This window comes from Streptomyces sp. NPDC058308 (assembly GCF_042880275.1).
Classification (GTDB): Bacteria; Actinomycetota; Actinomycetes; order Streptomycetales; family Streptomycetaceae; genus Streptomyces.
This window is the reverse complement of the sequence record NZ_JBHVZA010000009.1, coordinates 231,305-251,491: the sequence shown is the minus strand read 5'-3', so window position 1 is coordinate 251,491 and position 20,187 is coordinate 231,305. Positions and strand designations below refer to the sequence as shown.

Annotated in this window: 21 protein-coding genes; 17 read left to right on the top strand and 4 right to left on the bottom strand. The window is 72.7% G+C overall.

Annotated elements, in window-relative coordinates; translation table 11 throughout:
- Positions 1-156: 156 nt before the first annotated feature.
- The 4 genes from ACFVYL_RS15465 (at position 157) to ACFVYL_RS15450 (ending at position 4,165) form a co-directional block, all read left to right on the top strand.
- Positions 157-1,704, top strand: coding sequence for an ATP-dependent DNA ligase (locus ACFVYL_RS15465; protein ID WP_389715896.1), 1,548 nt, complete (start codon positions 157-159; stop codon positions 1,702-1,704).
- 141 nt (positions 1,705-1,845) lie between these two features.
- Positions 1,846-2,232 carry a hypothetical protein gene (locus tag ACFVYL_RS15460; RefSeq protein ID WP_389715821.1) on the top strand — a complete coding sequence of 129 codons (387 nt, stop codon included), beginning with the start codon at positions 1,846-1,848 and terminating at the stop codon, positions 2,230-2,232.
- 180 nt (positions 2,233-2,412) lie between these two features.
- Positions 2,413-2,898, top strand: coding sequence for a cation:proton antiporter regulatory subunit (locus ACFVYL_RS15455; RefSeq protein WP_389715819.1), 486 nt, complete (start codon positions 2,413-2,415; stop codon positions 2,896-2,898).
- 4 nt (positions 2,899-2,902) lie between these two features.
- Positions 2,903-4,165, top strand: a complete 1,263-nt coding sequence (locus ACFVYL_RS15450) for a cation:proton antiporter (protein WP_389715817.1) — start codon at positions 2,903-2,905, stop codon at positions 4,163-4,165.
- Between the two features lie 61 nt (positions 4,166-4,226).
- Here ACFVYL_RS15450 and ACFVYL_RS15445 read toward each other — a convergent pair whose 3' ends face one another.
- Positions 4,227-5,072, bottom strand: a complete 846-nt coding sequence (locus tag ACFVYL_RS15445; protein WP_389715814.1) for an alpha/beta fold hydrolase — start codon at positions 5,070-5,072, stop codon at positions 4,227-4,229.
- 289 nt (positions 5,073-5,361) lie between these two features.
- Between ACFVYL_RS15445 and ACFVYL_RS15440 the strand changes: the two genes are divergently transcribed.
- The 12 genes from ACFVYL_RS15440 to ACFVYL_RS15385 all read left to right on the top strand — a co-directional run bounded on the left by ACFVYL_RS15440 (position 5,362) and on the right by ACFVYL_RS15385 (position 18,032).
- A complete protein-coding gene (locus ACFVYL_RS15440) occupies positions 5,362-6,087 on the top strand; it encodes a hypothetical protein (RefSeq protein WP_389715812.1) in 726 nt (241 codons plus the stop codon).
- Positions 6,088-6,204: 117 nt separating this feature from the next.
- On the top strand, positions 6,205-6,813 hold the full coding sequence (locus ACFVYL_RS15435; protein ID WP_389715809.1) for a sigma-70 family RNA polymerase sigma factor: 609 nt from the start codon (positions 6,205-6,207) through the stop codon (positions 6,811-6,813).
- Positions 6,814-6,934: 121 nt separating this feature from the next.
- Positions 6,935-8,473, top strand: coding sequence for an MFS transporter (locus ACFVYL_RS15430; protein ID WP_389715807.1), 1,539 nt, complete (start codon positions 6,935-6,937; stop codon positions 8,471-8,473).
- Between the two features lie 225 nt (positions 8,474-8,698).
- Complete coding sequence (locus ACFVYL_RS15425) at positions 8,699-9,175, top strand: GNAT family N-acetyltransferase (protein WP_389715806.1); 477 nt, start codon at positions 8,699-8,701, stop codon at positions 9,173-9,175.
- 179 nt (positions 9,176-9,354) lie between these two features.
- A complete protein-coding gene (hemC, locus tag ACFVYL_RS15420) occupies positions 9,355-10,290 on the top strand; it encodes a hydroxymethylbilane synthase (protein ID WP_389715803.1) in 936 nt (311 codons plus the stop codon).
- A 213-nt stretch (positions 10,291-10,503) separates the two neighbouring features.
- The gene (locus ACFVYL_RS15415) at positions 10,504-11,454 is read left to right on the top strand and encodes a trypsin-like serine peptidase (protein WP_389715800.1); all 951 of its coding nucleotides are present in this window, start codon (positions 10,504-10,506) and stop codon (positions 11,452-11,454) included.
- Between the two features lie 122 nt (positions 11,455-11,576).
- Positions 11,577-12,386, top strand: a complete 810-nt coding sequence (locus tag ACFVYL_RS15410) for an SGNH/GDSL hydrolase family protein (RefSeq protein WP_389715797.1) — start codon at positions 11,577-11,579, stop codon at positions 12,384-12,386.
- Between the two features lie 124 nt (positions 12,387-12,510).
- Entirely contained in the window at positions 12,511-13,779 is a 1,269-nt protein-coding gene (locus ACFVYL_RS15405; protein WP_389715794.1) for an acyltransferase family protein, read from the top strand.
- 198 nt (positions 13,780-13,977) lie between these two features.
- On the top strand, positions 13,978-14,742 hold the full coding sequence (locus tag ACFVYL_RS15400) for a response regulator (RefSeq protein ID WP_389715791.1): 765 nt from the start codon (positions 13,978-13,980) through the stop codon (positions 14,740-14,742).
- Positions 14,739-16,274, top strand: a complete 1,536-nt coding sequence (locus tag ACFVYL_RS15395) for an ATP-binding protein (RefSeq protein ID WP_389715788.1) — start codon at positions 14,739-14,741, stop codon at positions 16,272-16,274. The genes ACFVYL_RS15400 and ACFVYL_RS15395 overlap by 4 nt, the downstream gene beginning before the upstream one ends.
- Positions 16,271-16,810 carry a hypothetical protein gene (locus tag ACFVYL_RS15390; RefSeq protein WP_389715785.1) on the top strand — a complete coding sequence of 180 codons (540 nt, stop codon included), beginning with the start codon at positions 16,271-16,273 and terminating at the stop codon, positions 16,808-16,810. The genes ACFVYL_RS15395 and ACFVYL_RS15390 overlap by 4 nt, the downstream gene beginning before the upstream one ends.
- Before the next feature lie 91 nt (positions 16,811-16,901).
- Positions 16,902-18,032 (top strand): hypothetical protein, encoded by a 1,131-nt coding sequence (locus ACFVYL_RS15385; protein WP_389715783.1) that lies wholly within the window; start codon positions 16,902-16,904, stop codon positions 18,030-18,032.
- On the opposite strand, the gene ACFVYL_RS15380 is transcribed toward ACFVYL_RS15385, so the two are convergent.
- The 3 genes from ACFVYL_RS15380 to ACFVYL_RS15370 all read right to left on the bottom strand — a co-directional run bounded on the left by ACFVYL_RS15380 (position 18,008) and on the right by ACFVYL_RS15370 (position 19,543).
- Positions 18,008-18,676, bottom strand: a complete 669-nt coding sequence (locus ACFVYL_RS15380; RefSeq protein ID WP_389715782.1) for a hypothetical protein — start codon at positions 18,674-18,676, stop codon at positions 18,008-18,010. The genes ACFVYL_RS15385 and ACFVYL_RS15380 overlap by 25 nt on opposite strands.
- On the bottom strand, positions 18,673-19,176 hold the full coding sequence (locus tag ACFVYL_RS15375) for a nucleoside deaminase (RefSeq protein ID WP_389715780.1): 504 nt from the start codon (positions 19,174-19,176) through the stop codon (positions 18,673-18,675). The genes ACFVYL_RS15380 and ACFVYL_RS15375 overlap by 4 nt, the downstream gene beginning before the upstream one ends.
- 127 nt (positions 19,177-19,303) lie before the next feature.
- Positions 19,304-19,543 carry a hypothetical protein gene (locus ACFVYL_RS15370; protein ID WP_389715778.1) on the bottom strand — a complete coding sequence of 80 codons (240 nt, stop codon included), beginning with the start codon at positions 19,541-19,543 and terminating at the stop codon, positions 19,304-19,306.
- Between the two features lie 287 nt (positions 19,544-19,830).
- Here ACFVYL_RS15370 and ACFVYL_RS15365 point away from each other — a divergent pair, with 287 nt between their 5' ends.
- A complete protein-coding gene (locus ACFVYL_RS15365) occupies positions 19,831-20,184 on the top strand; it encodes a PRC-barrel domain-containing protein (RefSeq protein ID WP_389715775.1) in 354 nt (117 codons plus the stop codon).
- Positions 20,185-20,187 lie beyond the last annotated feature (3 nt).

The window sequence follows — 20,187 nt, the reverse complement described above, 5'->3', positions numbered from 1 at the left end:
GCCTGCTCGGGCGGCCGACCGGATCTGCTGTGCGCTACGCCCCGTGAGACGGCATCCGTGGCAGGGCTCGTTCATCGAGTTCTGTTCGCGTTCGGTAACAGGGCACCGGGCGCCATCGGCCGTGCGGCGTACCCGGTCCCGGTGCAGGATGACCTCATGCTGCTCGCCCGGCTCGCGCACGTGTCCAAGGAAGTGGCCGCCACCTCGGCGCGGTCCAAGAAGATCGCGCTGCTCGCCGAGTTGTTCCGGACCGCGGAACCGGACGACGTACCGATCGTCATCCCCTACCTGGCGGGCCGGCTGCCGCAAGGTCGGCTCGGCATCGGCTGGAGCACGCTCAAGGACGCCGGGCCGCCCGCCGACGAGCCGACGCTGACCGTGCGCGGCGTGGACGAGGCGCTCACCGCGATCGGCACGGTGTCGGGCGCCGGGTCGCAGACCGAACGCAAGCGGCTCGTCGGGGAGTTGATGGGCGCGGCGACCGCCGACGAGCAACGGTTCCTGATCGGGCTGCTCACCGGCGAGGTGCGGCAGGGCGCGCTGGACGCGGTGGCCGTCGAGGGGCTCGCGCTCGCCACGGAGACTCCGGCGGACGCCGTGCGGCGTTCGGTGATGCTCGCCGGCTCCGTGAGCACCGTGGCCCAGGCGCTGCTGGCGCACGGCGCGAAGGCGCTGGACGAGTTCCGTCTCACCGTGGGCCAGCCCATCATGCCGATGCTCGCGCACAGCGCCGCCTCGGTCGTCGAGGGCATCGACAAGCTGGGGTCGTGCGCGGTCGAGGAGAAGCTCGACGGGATCCGGGTGCAGGTCCACCGGAGCGGGGACGACGTACGCGTCTACACCCGCACCCTGGACGACATCACCGACCGGCTCCCCGAGCTGACCGCCGCCGCGCTCGGCCTGGCAGGGTCCCACTTCATCCTGGACGGTGAGGTCATCGCGGTGGACGGCGACGGGCGGCCGCGGCCGTTCCAGGAGATCGCGGGCCGGGTCGGTTCGCGCGTCGACGTGTCCGCCGCGGCGGCCGGGCTGCCCCTGTCCCCCGTGTTCTTCGACGCCCTCTCCGTGGCGGGCCGCGACCTGCTCGACCTGCCGTTCACCGAGCGTCACGCGGAGCTGGCGGCCCTGGTGCCCGAGCCGATGCGGGTGCGGCGGGCGCTCGTGGCCGACCCGGGCGACGAGCGGTCGCGCGGCGAGGCCGAGGAGTTCTTCGAGGCGACGCTGGGGCGCGGCCACGAAGGGGTCGTGCTGAAGGCGCTCGACGCCCCTTACAAGGCGGGCCGCCGGGGCGCCTCCTGGTTGAAGGTGAAGCCCGTGCACACCCTGGACCTGGTCGTCCTGGCCGCCGAGTGGGGTCACGGCCGCCGCACCGGCAAGCTCTCCAATCTCCACCTGGGTGCCCGGCGGCCCGACGGCACGTTCGCCATGCTGGGCAAGACGTTCAAGGGCATGACGGACGCGATGCTCGCCTGGCAGACCGAGCGCCTCCAGGAGCTGGCGGTCGACGCCAGCGGTTACGTGGTGACCGTGCGCCCCGAACTCGTCGTGGAGATCGCCTACGACGGTCTGCAGAAGTCCACCCGTTACCCGGCGGGCGTCACGCTCCGCTTCGCCCGGGTGGTGCGCTACCGCGAGGACAAGTCCCCCGAGGAGGCGGACACGGTCGAGGCGGTCCTGCGGGGCGGCGGTCCCGTCACGGCGTAACTCATGATCTTTTGTCGCGTTGGTCCGCGCGGGGTCGCGCGGACGTCGCCACGGCGGCGGCGCGCAGGCCCGAAAGACACCGACCTACAGGGCCCGCTGCCTGGTCACGGGCCCATGAAGAAGGCTTGAGGGCTCCTCTCCATGCTCGACATCACCAAGAAGTTCGCCGCCGGAATCGGCGCCGTCGCCGCCGCGCTCGGCTGCCTCGTCGCCACGGGTCCTTCGGCGGTCGCCGACGGCAAGTGGTGCAACAACGCGGTCTGCATCGAGACCTACGACTCCGGGACCTACCTGGGCCGGGTCGAGGTGTCGGTCATCAACACCAACCAGCCGAACCGCATCAGCGCACGCGTGTGGACCACCAACGGCTGGAGCGCCAACACCAAGGTCGAGGACGTCGCCAAGTTCAGGACCTACCGTGACCAGGCGTATCCACAGCGGCACTTCCCGGCGGGGACGCGGCTCTGCGCGGAGGGCTTCCGCGGCGGATCGAGCGTGGGGCTCCCCTGCGTCACGCTCACCGGCTGACGCCCCCTCCCCTGCTTTCCCTCGCTTTCCCCTCTCCCGGCCCCGCCCGGTCCGCGGCCTCCTCTCGATCGAGGCCGTCGCGCCTGGTGGGGCCGCGTGGCGCGGGTGGGATTTTGCCAATCCTTGGCCCCGATAGGGTGACAACCGGGGGAGATCATCCATCGCGCAAGGGGAGAAACTGTGCCCGCATCACGACTCAGCCGTACGCCGCTGCCCGGCATCGGCATCCGGTACGACCTCACGACCCGAGAACAGCAGCGCCTCTCGGTGGTCGCGCACCGGGACGGGGCGCGGACACTGAGCGCCTACCGGTCCGACGACCCGGACGAGTGCGCGCTGTCGCTGCGGCTGAGTTCGGGCGAGGCGGACTCGCTGATCGACGCGCTGATGCCGTCGCACCACAGCCCGAACCTGCTGCACACCACCGATCTCGGCCTGGTCGCCGAGCGCGTTCTGCTGTCGGCCACGTCGCACTGGAACGGACGCCTCCTCGGCGAGACCCGGATGCGGACCGAGACCGGCGTCTCGATCGTGGCGGTGCTCCGGCGGGCCGACGCCATTCCGTCGCCGACTCCGGACTTCCGGCTGGCCGGCGGCGACACCCTCATCGTGATCGGGACGCGCGAAGGCGTGGAGACGGCCGCGACGATACTCGGGCGGGAGTGAGCGCGTGCATTCCGCTGTCTTTCTGATCGAGTTCGGCGCGATCATCCTCGCCCTCGGGCTGCTCGGCCGGTTCGCGGGCCGCTTCCGCTTCTCGCCGATCCCGCTGTATCTCCTTGCCGGTCTCGCGTTCGGCGAGGGCGGGCTGCTGCCGCTCGGGGCGAGCGAGGAGTTCGTCGCCATCGGCGCCGAGATCGGCGTCATCCTGCTGCTCCTCATGCTCGGCCTCGAGTACACGGCCAGCGACCTCGTCAGCAACCTCAAGACGCAGTACCCGGCCGGTCTGGTCGACTGCACGCTCAACGCCCTGCCCGGCGCCGTCGCCGCGCTGCTGATGGGCTGGGGTCCGGTCGCCGCCGTCGTCCTCGCCGGGGTCACCTGGATCTCGTCGTCCGGGGTCATCGCCAAGGTCCTTGGCGATCTCGGCCGGCTCGGCAACCGCGAGACGCCGGTCATCCTCAGCATCCTCGTCCTCGAAGATCTGGCGATGGCCGTCTATCTGCCCATCATCACCGCCCTGCTGGCCGGTGTCGGCTGGGCCGCGGGCAGCCTCACGCTCGCCATCGCGCTCGGCGCGGCCGGACTCGTCCTCTTCATCGCGGTCCGGTACGGGCGGCTCATCTCGCGCTTCGTCTCCAGTGACGACCCCGAGAAGCTGCTGCTCGTCGTGCTCGGCCTGACGATCCTCGTCGCGGGGATCGCGCAGCAACTGCAGGTGTCCGCCGCCGTCGGCGCGTTCCTGGTCGGCATCGCGCTGTCCGGTGAGGTCGCCGAGGGCGCGCACTCCCTGCTCGCGCCGCTGCGGGACCTCTTCGCGGCCGTCTTCTTCGTCTTCTTCGGGCTGCACACCGACCCGTCGAGCATTCCGCCGGTGCTGCTGCCCGCGCTCGCGCTGGCCGTCGTCACCGCGCTGACGAAGATCGCGACCGGTTACTGGGCGGCCCGGCGCGCGGGCATCTCGGTCAAGGGCCGCTGGCGGGCGGGCGGCGCGCTGGTGGCGCGCGGCGAGTTCTCGATCGTCATCGCGGGGCTCGCCGTCACCGCGGGCATCGAGCCCTCGCTCGGCCCGCTGGCGACGGCGTACGTCCTGATCCTGGTGATCGTCGGCCCGCTGACCGCCCGTTACGCGCAGCCCATCGCGAGCTACGCGGGTGGCGTCCTTGCACGGCGCCGCGGGGTCGCCGGCACGGCCGAGGCCGGTGCCGCGGTGCCCGCGCCCCGGGGAACGGTCGAGACCCTCGACGGGCAGGACGCGGGCGACCGCTCCTAGGCGCTGACCCGCCGGTCAGGCCCCAAGCTCCCGAGCGGCCTCTCCCTCCGGGGAGAGGCCGCTATCCGGCGCACCTGGGCCGGAAGTCCGGATCGGCCGGGCCCTGGCGGTCCAGCGCGTGCAGGACCCACTGGGCGACGACCGGGTCCTTCGTCGCCTGGTCGTGCAGGAACGGGTCCAGGGGGCAGCGGTCCTGCACGACGATGTTGGTGACGTACTCCTTCGGGCCGCTCAACAGGGCGCTCGTGTACGGGACCACGACCTCGTCGTGGCGCGTGGTGAGGACCGTGTAGTCGGGGCCCACCGGGGTCTCGGTCCCGCTGTTGAGCTTCGCCAGCAACTCCGATCCCGTCACCTGGTCGGCACAGGCCGGGCAGACGGTGTCGCCGAGCGGTGCGGCCAGCGGGTTGGACGTGCCGTGGTTGGACGGCACGATGCCGATCAGGTCGTCGACCTTGTCCGCGCCACCGAGGAACTTCACGTAGTAACGGGGCATCATGCCGCCCTGGCTGTGCCCGACGAGGTCGACCTTCGCCGCGCCGGTGGCGCCGCGGACGGCCTCGACGAAGTCCCGGAGCTCCGCGGCCGACTGCGGGACCGGGGCGGTCGCCAGCCTCCCGTAGTTGAACGCGAAGACACAGTGGCCCGCTCTCTTCAGCTTCGGCGAGAGTCTGGCCCAGTTCTCCGCCATCAGCTTGAACGTGCCGTTGACCAGGACGACCGGCTGCGGGTGCGCCGCATCCGGCTTGCACGACCAGTCGTTGGCGCCACGGGGCGGGATGTCCAGGACGGCCGTCGGCGCGGAGGCGGGTGCCGACGCGTGGGCGGGGGCGGCCAGGCCCACGACGCCCAGGGCGAGAGCGGCCGCGGCGGTCAGCAGCGACCGGGCGGTGTGACGCAGGTGCACGGGGATCCCCCTCATTGAGCAACACTTCGGGACTGAGCGGCACTTCGGGATTGAGCGCCACTTCGGAACTTGGCCAGCAACCGCGAACGCAGTTCGGCAATGCCGACCGGTGTTAGTGATCGTTCGCGTTGTGCACACAGCGCGTCAAGGGGTTGTCCATCCGGCCTTCGTCACATGGCACGGTTCTGGCGCGGAGCTTCAACGGGCGGATCAGGGCAGTGCGGTGCACTTCGGGCATCTCACGGACTCGCCGCCCCGCACCTCGCCCCCGCCTGGCACCATGCTCACCATGACGTCAGGGCCCGCGTTCCGCCTCGCACGAGCCGCGGTGTTCGCGGCCGTCTGCGTGATGGCGACGGCTCTGGGGCACGCGCTCATGTCCGCCGCCGCGCTGCCCTGGTGGGCGGTGGGGTACGCGTTCGGCGCCACCACGGCCGCGGCGTGGTGGCTGACCGGGCGCGAGCGCGGGGCGGCGGCCGTCACGGGCGCCACCGTCGCGGCCCAGTTGTGCCTGCACGAACTGTTCGGCTTCGCGCAACGGTTGGGCGCGGCACCGGACGGGGGCGGGCCGCTCGGGAGCTCCGCGCTGCCGCGCCACGGCAGCGACGGCATGAACCACCTGAACCACCCGATGCCGATGGCCCCGCCGTCCTCCGGCGCCGGCCCCTCCGCAGGCTCCGCGCACGCGGGCGCCATGCCCGACGCGGGCGTCTCCCACTGGATCATGTCCGTCTTCGGGCACAGCGGCTTCGGCATGTTCCTCGCCCACGTGGCCGCCGCGCTGGTCTGCGCCCTGTGGCTGTGGCGCGGCGAGGCCGCCGTCTTCCGCGCCGGACGCGCCCTGGCCGCGGCCGTGTTCGTGCCGCTGCGGTTCGTTCTCGCGGTCCTGGTCGCGGCCCTTCCCCCCGCGCCTGCCCCGGTCGGCGCGCTCGTGCCCGTACCGCGACTGCGCGGGGCCCTTCTCCAGTACGCCGTCTCACGCAGAGGCCCACCGGTCCTTCCGGTCAGTTCCTGAAACCGCCCGCGCCCCTCGGTGCCGGGCGGATCTTCGGCGTCCGCGCGCACCGGGGCACAGATCCCGCCGTGCGTCCGCGCCGCTTCCCGAACTCCCTTCACCGAAGGACCTTCTGCGATGACTCCTGCAATTCTGCAATCGCGGCCCGGCGGGGACCTGACCCGCGACGACCTGACCCGCGACGACCTGATCACCCAGTGGGCGCTGGCGGCCCGCGACGGCGACGCCCAGGCCTTCGAGCAGTTCGTGCGGGCCACCCGCCGCGATGTGTGGCGCTTCGTGGCCCACCTCAGCGGCGACCTGCACAGCGCCGACGACCTGACCCAGGAGACGTATCTGCGCGCCCTGACCTCGCTGCACGGCTACGCCGCCCGGTCCTGCGCCCGCACCTGGCTGCTCACCATCGCGCGCCGGACCGTCGCCGATCGATTCCGCTCGGCGGCGGCGCGGCCGCGGATCGCCGACACCGGCGACTGGCAGGCGGCGGCCGAGCGGGCCCAGCCCCGCGGCCTCCCCGGTTTCGAGGAGGGCGTGGTCCTGCTCGATCTCCTGGAGTCGCTCGACGCGCCCCGCCGTGAGGCGTTCGTCCTGACTCAGCTCGCCGGGCTGCCGTACGCGGACGCGGCGGACGCCGTCGGCTGCCCGATCGGCACCGTGCGCTCGCGGGTGGCACGGGCCCGGGAGCGGGTCAGTGAGCTGCTGGTCGCCGCGGACCGGGCCGGCTGACGATCCGCTCTTCCCGCGCCTGGCCGGGGCCCTGGCAGGGGGCCCGGCCAGGCGCCCGACGACCCCGGTCGCGGGCCCCGACCAGGGCGCTTAGCGTGGAGCGGGGGCGTTGGGAGGCACCATGGACCGCGAAGCCGCGCCCGCGCCGGAGCCGGTGCCCGCACCGGACACCGCCGGTGCGACCGGACCGTCGGGCGCCGTGCCGTACACGGGAGGCGGGCGTCACGAGCATCGCTGGCTGATCCTCGCCGTGATCGGCATCGCCCAGCTCATGGTGGTGCTCGACGCGACGATCGTGAACATCGCGCTGCCCTCGGCCCAGAAGGACCTGGGGTTCAGCGACGGCAACCGGCAGTGGATCGTCACCGCGTACGCGCTCGCCTTCGGCTCCCTGCTGCTGTTCGGGGGCCGCATCGCCGACCTGGTGGGGCGCAAGATCGTCTTTCTCGCCGGTCTCGCCGGTTTCGCGGTCGCGTCCGCGATCGGCGGCGCGGCGAACAGCTTCTCGATGCTGGTGGCGGCCCGCGCGCTGCAGGGCATCTTCGGCGCGCTGCTCGCACCCGCCGCCCTGTCGCTGCTCACCACGACGTTCACCGATCCCCGGGAGCGCGCCAAGGCGTTCGGCATCTACGGCGCGATCGCGGGCGCGGGCGGCGCCGTCGGCCTGCTGCTCGGCGGCGTCCTCACCGAGTATCTGAACTGGCGCTGGTGCCTGTACGTGAACCTCGCGTTCGCCGTCGTCGCGATGGTCGGCGGCGCGCGCCTGCTGCACGCGGGTGCGCCGCCGGACCGGCCCAAGCTGGATGTGCCCGGCACGGTCCTGGTGTCGGCCGGCCTGTTCTGCATCGTCTACGGCTTCTCCAACGCCGAGACACATGCCTGGGGTTCCGTGCTGACCTGGGGCTTCCTGGTGGTAGGCGCCCTGCTGGTCGCTGCGTTCGCGTGGTGGCAGACGCGCGCCGCGCATCCGCTGCTGCCCCTGCGGGTCGTCCTGGACCGGGACCGCGGGGCGTCGTTCCTCGCGATGTTCATCTCGGGCGCCGGCATGTTCGGCGTGTTCCTGTTCCTCACGTACTACCTCCAGCAGATCCTGGAGTACTCGCCGGTCAAGACCGGTCTCGCGTTCCTGCCGATGGTCGCCGTGATGGTGGTGGGCTCGGTGGTGACCACCAACAACCTGGTGCCGCGGGTCGGTGCCAAACCGATCGTGCCGCTCGGCATGGGGCTCGCGGGCGCCGGCATGGCCTGGCTCACCGCTCTCGATGTGACGAGCGGTTACGCCGCGCACGTGCTGCCGCCGCTGCTGCTCGCCGGACTCGGCCTCGGTTTCGTCTTCGCCCCGGCGATGAGCATGGCGACGGCCGGTGTCGCGTTCCACGACGCGGGCGTGGCCTCCGCCATGGTCAACACCTGCCAGCAGGTGGGCGGTTCGATCGGCACGGCCCTGCTCAACACGCTGGCCACCACGGCCGCCTCCAACTACCTGGTGGGCAGGAAGCCGACGCCGCAGGTGCAGGGGCAGGCCGCGATGCAGTCGTACTCGACCGCTTACTGGTGGTCCGCTCTCTTCTTCGCGGTCGGGCTCGTCGTTACCGTCATCCTGTATCGCAGAGGAGCCCCCGCGCAGACGGAGACGGGCAGCGGCACGGTTCACCTGTAGGGCGGTGGCCCGATGGGGTCGAATCCGGCTCCGGCACACCGCGCGGGCCCGGTTTCCGCTCTGGAGCCGGGCGGCCTGGGGCCCGGAGGCCGTGCCCGGAAGTGACCGCGAGGGGCGCCGGGTCCCGGGTCCGGCGGATTTCAGCATGCGCGAGCACCGGCTGCCTCATAGCGTGAGGTGCGCGCGGCCACGGCCCGGCGCCGCGCCCGCTCCCTGGGAGGCCCCATGTCCAGCCCCGCCGCGCCGGAGCGTCAGGCGTCGATCGCCCTGGAACCCCTGACGGCCACCCATCTGGCCGATGTCCTCGCCCTGGGCCGCCGGGTCTACGACACGTCCGTGAAGCCGTACACGTCCTGGTCGCTCTCCGCGATCGCCCGGCACATGGACAACGAGTCGTCCGCCTGCTGGGTCGCGCTGGACGGCGGCCGGCACCTCGCCGGGTTCGTGCTCGGCTCGATGGGGTTCGACCAGCGCGCCGACTGGGGCAACCTGGAGTGGATCGCCAGCGCCCCCGAGTACCAGGGTCAGGGGATCGCGAGCCGCCTCGTGAAGGCCTGCTGCGCGACGCTCACGGAGGCGGGCGCGCGCACCGTCGTCACCGATGTGGAGTCCCGCAACACCGCGTCGGCCACCCTGATGCGCCGCAACGGCTTCGAGGCGACGGTGTCCGTGACCCTGTTCGTACGCGAGGCCGGCGGGTAGCGGGGTGGTGCAGGGCGACGAGAGCCACGCGTCACGCCGTGCCTCCGAAACGCCCGCCGGAAGGGGCCGCGCAATCACCGAGCTCCACCCTCCGGGCCCCAACTCGCCCGTATATCCAGTCCTTTGATCAGTTGGACGCCTGTCCGGGGCACACCCTCGGAGCCCTTATCGTGGACCGTATGTCCGTTCCTGAGCTCATCCGCATCGTCTCCCGCTCCTCCCCCATGGCCCTCGCCCAGGTGGAGCGCGTCCGCACCGAACTCGCCGCGCTGCACCCGGGCATCCGCACCGAGGTCGTGCCGGTCACCACCTCCGGGGACCGCTGGATGGGCGATCTGGCGGCGCTCGGCGGCAAGGGAGCGTTCACCAAGGAGGTCGACGCCGCGCTGCTCGCCGGCAAAGCGGACCTCGCGGTGCACTGCGTCAAGGACGTGCCCGCGGACCGGCCGCTCCCCGCGGGCACCACGTTCGCCGCGTTCCTCAAGCGGGACGACATCCGGGACGCGCTCATCCACCCCGAGGGACTCACCCTCGACGAGCTGCCCGCGGGGACCCGTATCGGCACGTCCTCGGTCCGCCGCGTGGCGCAGCTCGCCGCCTCCCACCCGGAGTTGGAGTGCGTCCCGATGCGCGGCAACGCGGGCCGCAGGCTGGCGAAGCTCGCCGCAGGCGACGCCGACGCGCTGCTGCTCGCACAGTCGGGCCTCGACCGCATCGGCCGCCCCGACCTGGCCAGCGAGATCCTGTCGGTGGAGACGATGTGCCCGCCGATCGGGGCGGGCATCCTCGCCCTGCAGTGCCGCGAGGACGACACCGCCACCATCGACGCCGTCACGGACCTCGGCGACAAGAACGCCTGGCGGGAGGCGACCGCCGAGCGCATGTTCCTGCACGTGCTTCAGGGCCACTGCAACTCGCCGATCGCCGGGTTCGCCCGCTCGGAACGCGGCGGCGACCTGTCGCTGCGCGCCTGCGTGTTCACGCCCGACGGCAAGACGGTGCTCAACGCACACGAGTGGGCGGGCCCGCTCGACCCCGCGACGCTCGGCACGTCCGTGGCCGTCGCGCTGCTGCGCCAGGGCGCCAGGGAGCTGATCGACGGCATCGCCCACTGATCGGCGGCCGGTGGCGGAGGCGCCCGGTGCCGGTCAACGCGCCCCGGCGCGGGGCCGGTTCACGGATGCCGAAGATCAGGCGTCGGCCGTTTGTGTCACAGGTCGTCGACGGCGCCAACCACGCGGACGGGTTCTCCCCTCTTGTACGGCGGGCCGACAGCCCCCTTTTGCTGTCCGTACCTGTTGATCCGTACCTGTTGAGGAGTAAGCCACATGCTCAAGAGATCCGCGTCGACGAGATCCGTGCCCACGATCCGGCCTCTTCGCCGGCGCGCCACGGGACTTGCCATGGCCGGTACGGTCTTCGCCCTCGCCGCCTCGGTGCCCGCGACGGCCGCGGCCGACCGGGCGCCCGCCGCCCCCGCCCCCACCGCCGCGGCCGGCCCTGTCTCCGTCTTGAAGTACACCGCCCAGGAACGCCGGCAGGCGCTCGCCTACTGGACTCCCGCCCGTATGAAGGCCGTCGGGAAGTCCGTGGACCTCGGTCCCACCGGCCCGCTGGCCAAACCGTGGCGCGGCACCACCCTGAAGACCGTGGGACGGCTCTTCTTCGTCAACGCGAGCGGGGCCGACACCTGGTGCACGGCCACCGCCGTGAAGAGCGCCAACCGTTCCGCCGTGCTGACCGCGGCCCACTGCGTGCGCCGGGGCTCCTCTCCCGCCAACACCAACATCTCCATGGTGTTCGTCCCCGGCTACCACAAGGGCAAGGCGCCGTACGGCGCGTTCGCCGTCCGTCAGGCGGTGACCCCGCGCGCCTGGCAGGAGGACTCCGCCAACGACATGTCCGCCCTGACCGTCGACGCCGGCGAGAACGGCAAGAAGCTCACCTCCGTCGTGGGCGGCCAGGCCGTCGCCTTCAACCGTCCCGTCGGCGGCACCATCTCCTCGTTCGGCTACTCCGCGACCCGTCCGCAGCTCGGTGAGCAGCTCCTGCGCTGTGTGGGTACGGCGAAGAAGGAACACGGCACGCAGTTCATCCCCTGCGACATGAGCGGCGGCTCCAGCGGCGGCCCGTGGCTGGCCGACTTCAACGCCGCCACCGGTAAGGGCGTCGTGGTCTCGGTCAACAGCTCGCTGGACTCCCTGACGCCGACGAAGATGTACGGAGAGGTATGGGGGGCCACGGCCAAGAAGGTGTACGACCGGGCCCAGAAGGTCTGACACGGCGCCGGGGGCGGCTGTGTGACGGTGCTTCTCGTCGCGTGTGACGGGAGTTCTCGCGGCAGATGATGAAACGATGACAAGACTCCCGGACCCGGGTCCCAGGGGGTCTGCTGGACAACATGAACACCGAGAACACTCCCTCCCCCAGCCCCCGGCGCCCCGTGTGGCGCACCGCCGCGGTCGCCTTTGTCGCCGCCGTGGGCGCCGTCGTTCTTGCCGCCTGCGGTGGCGGCGGGAGCGACACCGAAGCCGACAGCGGCAAGGCCGCCTCCGACGGGAGCAGGAACGCGAAGGCACCCAGGGTGCTGTGGATGGGCGATTCGATCGCCGGGGCCGAGGCTCCGGCTCTCGGAGCGGCGCTGAAGGCGGGCGACGCGTCGTTCAGGTCGATGGCGGCCGACGGCGGCGGTGGTGTCACCGGGGAGATCGCCGAGCCCACCTGGGACCAGCTGCCCAAGGAGCTCAAGTCCTTCAAGCCGGACGTCGTGGCCTACCAGATCACCACCTACGACTGGGGCAAGCCCGCCGAGCAGCGCGCCGGCTACGAGAAGCTGGCCAAGACGGTCGGTGACGCGGGCGCCGAGCTCGTCATCGTCACGGCGCCGCCCTTCAAGATCGACGACTTCTACAAGCCGCACGAGGCCGAGATCAAGACCGCGCCCCGGTCGGCCAAGGACGTGGCCGCCAAGCACCGGGACACGGTGCACTTCCTCGACTCCGCAGCCCTGTGGGGCAACGACGGCACCGCGCCCAAGGCCCAGCGCAGCAAGGACGGCATCCACTCCTGCCAGCAGGGTGCGGCCGCCTTCGCGCAGTGGCTGACCAAGGAGCTGGGGCAGCGGTACTCCTTCACGCCCGCCCCGGCCGACCGGTGGGCCACCGGCTCGTGGACCGGTGACAAGGTCTACGGCCCGCTGGGCTGCAAGTAGCCCGTACCGCGGGGCGCGCGTCCGCCCCCGTACGGCGGGGGTGCGCGTCCGCCCCCGTACGCCGAGCCGGAACGTCGATCGCGCGGGGCCCTCGCCGGGCCCCGCGCCGCCCGCAAGGAAGCCCATGCCCGCACACGCCACCCCTCCCGCCCTCGCGTCCCGCCGAGGTCCGGCCCCCGCCGCTCCGGCCGCCCCCGGCAGGCGCCACATCGCGCCCTTGGACGGTCTGCGCGGACTCGCCGTCCTGGGCGTGCTGTTCTTCCACGCCGGCCGCTTCAGTGGTGGCTTCCTCGGTGTGGACCTGTTCTTCGTGCTGTCCGGGTTCCTCATCACCGGCCTGCTGTTGCAGGAGGCGGCCCGCGACGGCCGCGTCGACCTTCTCGCCTTCTGGGGGCGGCGTGCCCGACGTCTGCTGCCCGCCCTGGCCGTGACGGTGGCGGGGACACTGCTCCTGGTGTGGGGCTTCGGCTCCGTGACCCTGCTGCGGTTCGGTCTCGACGACACCCCGTGGGTCCTTGGCAACCTCGCGAACTGGCACTTCATCGCCGAACAGGTCGGCTACTGGGACTCCGCCGACACCCGGGTGTTCAGCCACTTGTGGAGCATCGCGGTCGAGGAGCAGTTCTACCTCGTCTGGCCGCTGGTGGTGGGGCTGGCGGCACGCGGCCGGCGACCGGGCGGTGCGGCCGGAGGCGGCGGGCGCGTCGCGGTCGTGGCCGCCGCCGGGGCCACCGTCTCGCTGGCACTCATGATCGCGTTCACCGGGCCCGTCGACACGACGCGCGTGTACGAGGGCACGGACACCCGGGCCTTCTCGCTGCTGCTCGGCGCGCTGATGGCGACCGGGCCCGCCACCCGCCTGGTGGAGCGGGCAGGGGCACGGGTCACGTCCTGGGCCGCGCTGGTCCTGGCCGTCGGCATCGCCGCCTACTGGGTCATGGCCGACGGCCAGAACTCCCCCTCCCTGTTCCGCGGCGGGCTGTTCCTCCACGCGCTGGCCGCCGCCCTCCTCATCGGCTGCCTCGCCCGGGCCCCGGGCGGCGCCGTGGGCCGGATCGTGGGCGCCGCCCCGCTGCGCTGGTTCGGCGCGATCTCGTACAGCCTCTATCTGTGGCACTGGCCCCTCTACGTCCTGCTGAGCGAGGAGCGCCTCGGCCGGGCGGGCTGGGACCGTACGGTGATCGTCGTCGGCGTCTCCGTCGTGGCCGCCGCGCTCTCCAAGCATCTGGTCGAAGACCCCGTACGGTTCCGGGCCCGCTGGGCACACGGCCGGTCCGGAGCGCTCGCGCTCGTGGCGGTCTTCGCCGCGCTCGTCGCCCTGTGGGCCGTCATCCCCGAACCGCGGGCCGGGGTCGGTTCCGTGGACGTCACCCGGCTCACCGCGCACAGCTGAGCCGGGGGCACGGCGCGTGCGGCTGCTCTCCTCGCCCGGCAGAGCGACACCGTGGGCGACAAGCATCTGGAAACTGGGACAAAATCGCAGAGACATCACCCGCGCCTCCGCCGGGAGATCCCCGAGAGACAGCCGACGGGGACCGCCCCGGGGCCGACACGTACCTGCCGACACATACCTGGAGACGAGCCCATCCCGATGCCACGAGTTCTGCTGATCGAGGACGATCCCGCGGTACAGAAGGGCGTGTCGCTCGCGCTGCGGCGCCGGGGTCACGAACTGGAGGTGGCGGCGAGCGGGGAGACCGGACTGCTCACCCTGGAGCGCTTCCGGCCCGACCTGGTGCTGCTCGATCTGATGCTGCCCGGCATGTCCGGCCTCGAGGTGTGCCGCCGCATCCGCGAGACCCGGCAGCTGCCGATCATCATCCTCTCCGCTCGGGGCGACGACATCGATCTCGTCGTGGGCCTGGAGGCGGGCGCGGACGACTACATCGTCAAACCGGCCAGCGGAGAAGTCATCGAGGCCCGGATGAAGGCCGTCCTGCGGCGAGTGGTCCCGCAGGACCCCGCGACGGGGCCGGGACAGGCCGGGCAGGGCGCCCTGGAGCTCCACGGCGACCTCGCGGTGGACCGGAGCGCTCTGCTCGTGTCCAAGGACGGCCGTGAACTGACGCTTGCCCCCTCCGAGTTGAAGCTGCTGCTCTTCCTGTCCGCCGCGCCCGGCCAGGTCTTCAGCCGCCAGCATCTGCTGGAACAGGTGTGGGAGCACAGCTTCTACGGCGACGCGCGGCTCGTCGACGCCTGCGTGATGCGGCTGCGCGGCAAGGTCGAGGACGACCCGCGCCGGCCGGTGTACATCCAGACGGTACGGGGCTTCGGTTACCGCTTCGGTCCCGTGCCCGCACCAAAGAGCCCGCACAGGCGGCCGCAGGAGGAGCCGCGGGAGGACGGCGCGTCGTGAGGCTGCGTCCGCCCCGGGGCCTGCGCGTCCGCCTCGTCGTCGCGTTCCTGCTCGTGTCGGCGCTCAGCGCCCTGATCACCGCCGCGCTCACGTTCCGGCAGGCCCGCTCCGCGATCCTCGACCGCACACAGGACAACGCGGTGCGCGACCTGCGTGCCCAGGTCGGATCCCTCGCCCCCGACCTGCCCTTCCCGCCGAGCGCGCGGGACCTGCGCAACTTCACCCTCCAGCTGGACCGGGCCGGCGCCTCCCGCGACTGGCGCACCGCCGCGTCCTACCGCAACGGCCCGCCGGTCACCGCGCCGGGCACCGAACAGCGCACGGCGGTTCCGGCCGCGCTGCGCGCCGCCTCGGCGGACCGGGCGGACGCGGTCGTCCGTCAGCGGATCGAGCGCGACGGCTCCCCCTGGCTCGTCATCGGCATGCCGGTCTTCTACGCCGCCGAGCCCGGCGCGGAGCCTGCCGCGTCCGGCCTTGTCGTGTACGCCGACTTCTCCCTGGACGGCGACCGGGCCGATATCTCCGCCCTGGTCACCGCCGCACAGGCGGGTGCCGTCCCCGCCCTCGTCCTCGCCCTGGTCCCGGCCCTGTTCGCGGCGCGCCGCGTGTTGCGCCCGGTGCGGGGGCTGCGCAACGGCGCCGAGCAGATCGCCTCGGGCGAACTCGGCACCCGGCTCCCGGTGACCGGCCGCGACGAACTGTCCGACCTCACCAGGACCTTCAACACGATGGCGACGCACCTCGAGGAGGACGACGCCGAGCTGCGCCGCATGGAGGCCACCGCGCGCCGCTTCGCCGCCGACGTGGCGCACGAACTGCGGACGCCGCTGGCCGCCATGTCCGCGGTGACCGAAGTGCTCGACGAGGACGCGCACAGCGGCACCCTGCCACCGGACACCGCCGACGCCGTGCTCCTGATCAGCGGCGAGACCCGGAAGCTGGCCCGCATGGTGGAAGACCTGATGGAGGTCTCGCGCTTCGACGCGGGCGCCGCGGCCCTGCATCCGGACGACGTCGCCCTGCGCACGCTCGTGGAGAAGACCGTGCAGCTACGGGGCTGGCAGCTGCCGCCGGGGCAGGTCGTGGTCGATGTGCCCGAGGACGTACGGGTCCGCGTGGATCCCCGGCGCATCGACGTCGTCCTGGCCAACCTGATCGGCAACGGCCTGCGGCACGGCGCTCCCCCGGTCGTCGTCCGGGCACGGCCTGCCCCGGACACCGACGGCGGCACGGCCGTCGTGACGGTCACCGATCACGGCCCCGGCATCCCCGAGGACGTACTGCCCCATGTCTTCGACCGCTTCTACAAGGCGGACGCGGCCCGTACCCGGTCCGAGGGCAGCGGCCTCGGCCTCGCCATCGCCGCCGAGAACGTCCGCCTGCACGACAGCACCCTGACCGCCGCCAACTCGCCTGGCGGCGGAGCCGAGTTCACCCTCACGCTCCCGCTCTCGCGCCCCGAGCGCATCCGCCCCGAGCCCGCCCGTCCTGAGCCCACTCGTCCCGGAGCCGCCACGGAGGACCACCCGTGAGGAAACGCCTCCCGCTCCTGCCGCTGCTCACCGGACTGCTGTTCCTGGCGACGGGCTGCGGTGTCACCCCAACCGGTCCCGAAGGGGCGGGCGCCCCGGCCTCCGGCATCCAACGTCCGGGCACGGACGCCGACCACGCCCGCCTGTACTTCGTGGGGCCCTACGGCCTGCGCACCACCGCCCGGCCCACCGACCGCCCGCTCACCCCGCAGCAGGCCCTCGGCCTCCTCCTGGAAGGCCCCACCGACGCGGAACGGGAACGCGGCCTGATCAGCGAGGTCCCCTCGATGAACGGACGCCTCACGGCGACCGCGTCCCGCGGCACGGTCGACATCTACCTGCCCGTGAACATCGCGGAACTGGAGGTCGCGGCGGTCAGCCAGCTCACCTGTACCGCCGCCCACTCCGAAGTCCCCGGCGACCGGCGCCCCACCGACGTGGACGTCCGCTTCCACGAGAACCTCGGCCGCTCCACGGCCCCGTGGACCGCCCGCTGCGGCGCCGACGGCAACGCTCATCCGCAGACGCGGGCGTGACCCGTCCCGTACGGATTTGTCACGTGTGTGCCTAGTCCGCGGTGCGCCGGCCGTCCACCGTTGGTCCTCCTACCCGAGGAAAGGACCAACGGTGAGACGCAGACGATTTGTGGCGGGGACGGCCGGCGCGGTCGCCGGGCTCGCGCTCGGTCCGGGCCCGGTCCGGGCTTCCGCACCCGCGCTCCGCGCCGCCCAGTGGCAGGCCGTTCCGGCGCCCGGCAGCACGCCGGCCGCCCAGCTGCGCCGCATCTCCGCGGCCGGGCCCCAGCTGGCCTGGGCCGTCGGTGAGGAGGGTCGCGCGGGGCCCTCGCAGGGGCGGGCGCTCGCCATGCACTGGAACGGCAGCGCCTGGTCGAAGTCCGACCTGACGCACCTGAATTACACGGGACGACTGAGCGACGTCGCCTGCGTCGGCTCCGCCGCGGCGTGGAGCGTCGGCCTGCCCGCCGGCGAGGCGAGCCCGCTGCTCCGCTGGGAGGGCGCCACCTGGCGCGAGGTCACGTTCCCGGGCCGGGGCGAGGCGGACGTCGGCCTGGAGTCGGTGGCGGTCGGCGGTGACGGACGGGTGTGGATCTGCGGCAGACGCGGTGGCGCCGCCCGGCTGCTGCGGAGAGAGGGGGACCAGTGGCGGTGGCTGGCCCCGCTGCCGGTGGCGAGCGCCAGCCTCTACCGGGTGGTCCTGCGCACGCCGAACGAGGTCTGGGTCGGCGGCGACCAGGCTTCCGGCGGCGGATGGTCCGGGCTCGTCGCACGCTGGGACGGCGCGTGGACGGTCCTGCCCCCGATCACGGGCGCCCGTCTCAGCATCAGCGGTCTGCACGCGGCCGCCACGGACGACGTATGGGCCGTCGGCACCGAAGCCGGCGTCGGCGGGCCGCCGGGGCGCCCCGGCAACCCTGTCCTCGTCCATTGGAACGGCGCCGCCTGGAGCCAGGTGCAACCAGGGTTCAGCGTCGGCTCGTTGACCGGGATCGCCGCCGACGCGCAGGGGCGCGCCGCCTGGATATCGGGCTGGAACTACCAGGACCAGAGCCGCAGCACGTACCTGCGCCGGGACGGCCAGGGCTGGGCGGTCGTCCGGGGCCCGGCGGGCACGGCGACGGCCCCGTACCTCAGTGACGTGACCCCCGTCCCGGGCACCGCGGGATTCTGGTCCGCAGGGATGACGAGCCCCACCCCCGCCCCGCCGACCGCCGCCTACAGCGAGCGCTTCGACGCCTGAGTCCGACGCCGTTCTCGCTGAAGTTCCACGGTGGTGACGACTCGGGTCAGGGAGGGCCTGCGCGGGACGGAGCCGAAGCCGAACCGGACCGGGGGCCATACGGGCCCGAGCGCTCCCAGGTCCGTGCCGTCCCAGGTCGCGTGTGCCGTCGTGACCACCCGCAGGTCCCGGGCGGCGTACCACTCGCGGCGCCCCGATCCCGCGCTGCCCCGGGTCCGCACGCCCGGCATCAGGAGGCGGGCCGGTACGTCGCACAGCGCCGCCCACCCGGGGCTGGTCGCCAGACGGCACGGGACCAGGCGCAGCAGCCGCCCCAGCGCGGTGGACGGTCCGGGTGCGAAGGTGAGCCGCAGCGGGCCGGCCGCCACGGTCCACCGCTCGCGCCCGGGCTCGACGGCGACGGGGCAGATGACGACGTCGTCGAAGCGGTACGTGGCCGCGACGAAGTCCGCCACCCGCTCGGACGGCGCGAGGAGCACGCGCCGTCCGTCGGCCCGTTCCACCATGACGTCGGCGAACGGGCCCATGGGCGACAGCGGCCAGTACCCGACGACCAGCCGTACGCCGGCGGCGGTGCCCAGTCCCGCGATCCATCCGTCGAAGCGCAGGCGTTTGGGCCGTGCGCCGGGCCGAGCCGATGTCATCGGGCGGAGGTGGGCGCGCCCGGCACCCGCCGGTCGCCGCCGTTGCGGTCCTGCCACTGCCGGAAGACGTCCACGGCGCCGTCCCGCGGTTCGTGCCGCATCGGGAGGCGGCGCTCCTGCCAGGGCTTGGCGAACTCGTCGTAGAACGTGCTCAGCTCGAAGTACTTGCGGTCGTCGACGTAGTGCGGGGCGTATGCGTCCCGGGTCGTGACGAAGACGACCTCGTCCGGGGAGCAGTAGTAGAGCGCGCCCAGGCACATCGGGCACGGCTGCGCGAGTACGTAGACGGTGGCGCCCGTCAGATGTTCGGTGCCGAGCCGGGTACAGGCGTCACGGACGGCCAGGACCTCCGCGTGGGCCGTCGGGTCGTGGGTCTGCGCCACCTGGTTGGCGCGTTCGGCGACGATCTCGCCGTCCTTGACGATGACGGTGGCGAACGGGCGGCCGCCGTCCCGCACGTTCTGACGGGCCAGGTCGATGGTGCGCTGCACGAAGTCCATGTCGTGCCTCCGGTGCGTTCGTACGCGGGCAGGGCGGTCGGGTACGCGGCCGGGACCGACTGGGATCGACCTCCCGGACCGACCGACCACCTCAGTCTGCGTGACCTGGCTCCACAGCTGCGGAAACTCAGGCCGCTTCGTCGCGGCGTCCTTCCGCTTCGTTGCGGCGCTCTTCCGCTTCGTCGTGATGCTCCGCCGCGGACTCCTCCCGCTGCCGTGCGCGGCCGTGCCCGGCGACGAGCCGGAGGTGCGGCCGACGGTGCGCGCCGCGCCGCGGGGGATCACCGGTCAACCGGTCTTCGACCCGGTCCATGCCGATCAGCAACAGACCCATCACGGGCAACAGCAAGAGTGCGACGACAAGCATCGGCGGCGACCTCCCCACAGCGTCCCTTTTCGCCTGCCCGACTCGAACGCCTTCACGGCCCCACAATGTGAAGGTCCCGCGACGGCTCTCGTCACATACGTCGGTACACGCGTCGGTACATACGCCGGTACACGCGCCGCATACGCGCCGGGTCGCCGCTTCCGGTTCCGCTTGCCTGGAGGCAACTCCGGCTGCCCCAGGCCCCGTTGCCGAAGGTTTCGTCCTCACCTTCGCGGACAGGTGAGTTCCCACCACGGATGCCGCGTACGGCAGAGAGGATCAGAGCGATGACCGACAGCGGCCAGGCCCCCGGAACCCCCCATCGGCACCTCTCGCCCGCCGACCTCCTCGGCTGGGCGGTGGAGGCGAGCGACGGCTCGGTCGGCGAGGTCGACCCCTGCTCGGAGGAGGTGGCGCCCGACCACCTCGTCATCGACACCGGCGGCACACTCCTGAACAAGAAGGTGCTGCTGCCGCTCCGCTTCGTCACCCATGCCGACGAATCGAACCGCACCCTGTACGTGCCCCGCACCAAGGAACTCGTCAAGAGCGCCCCGCGCTTCGACCGGGACCTGCGGGTCACCGATGCCGGATATCGCGCACGGATCGACGCGCACTATCTGGAGGAGCCCGGCCACTGACCG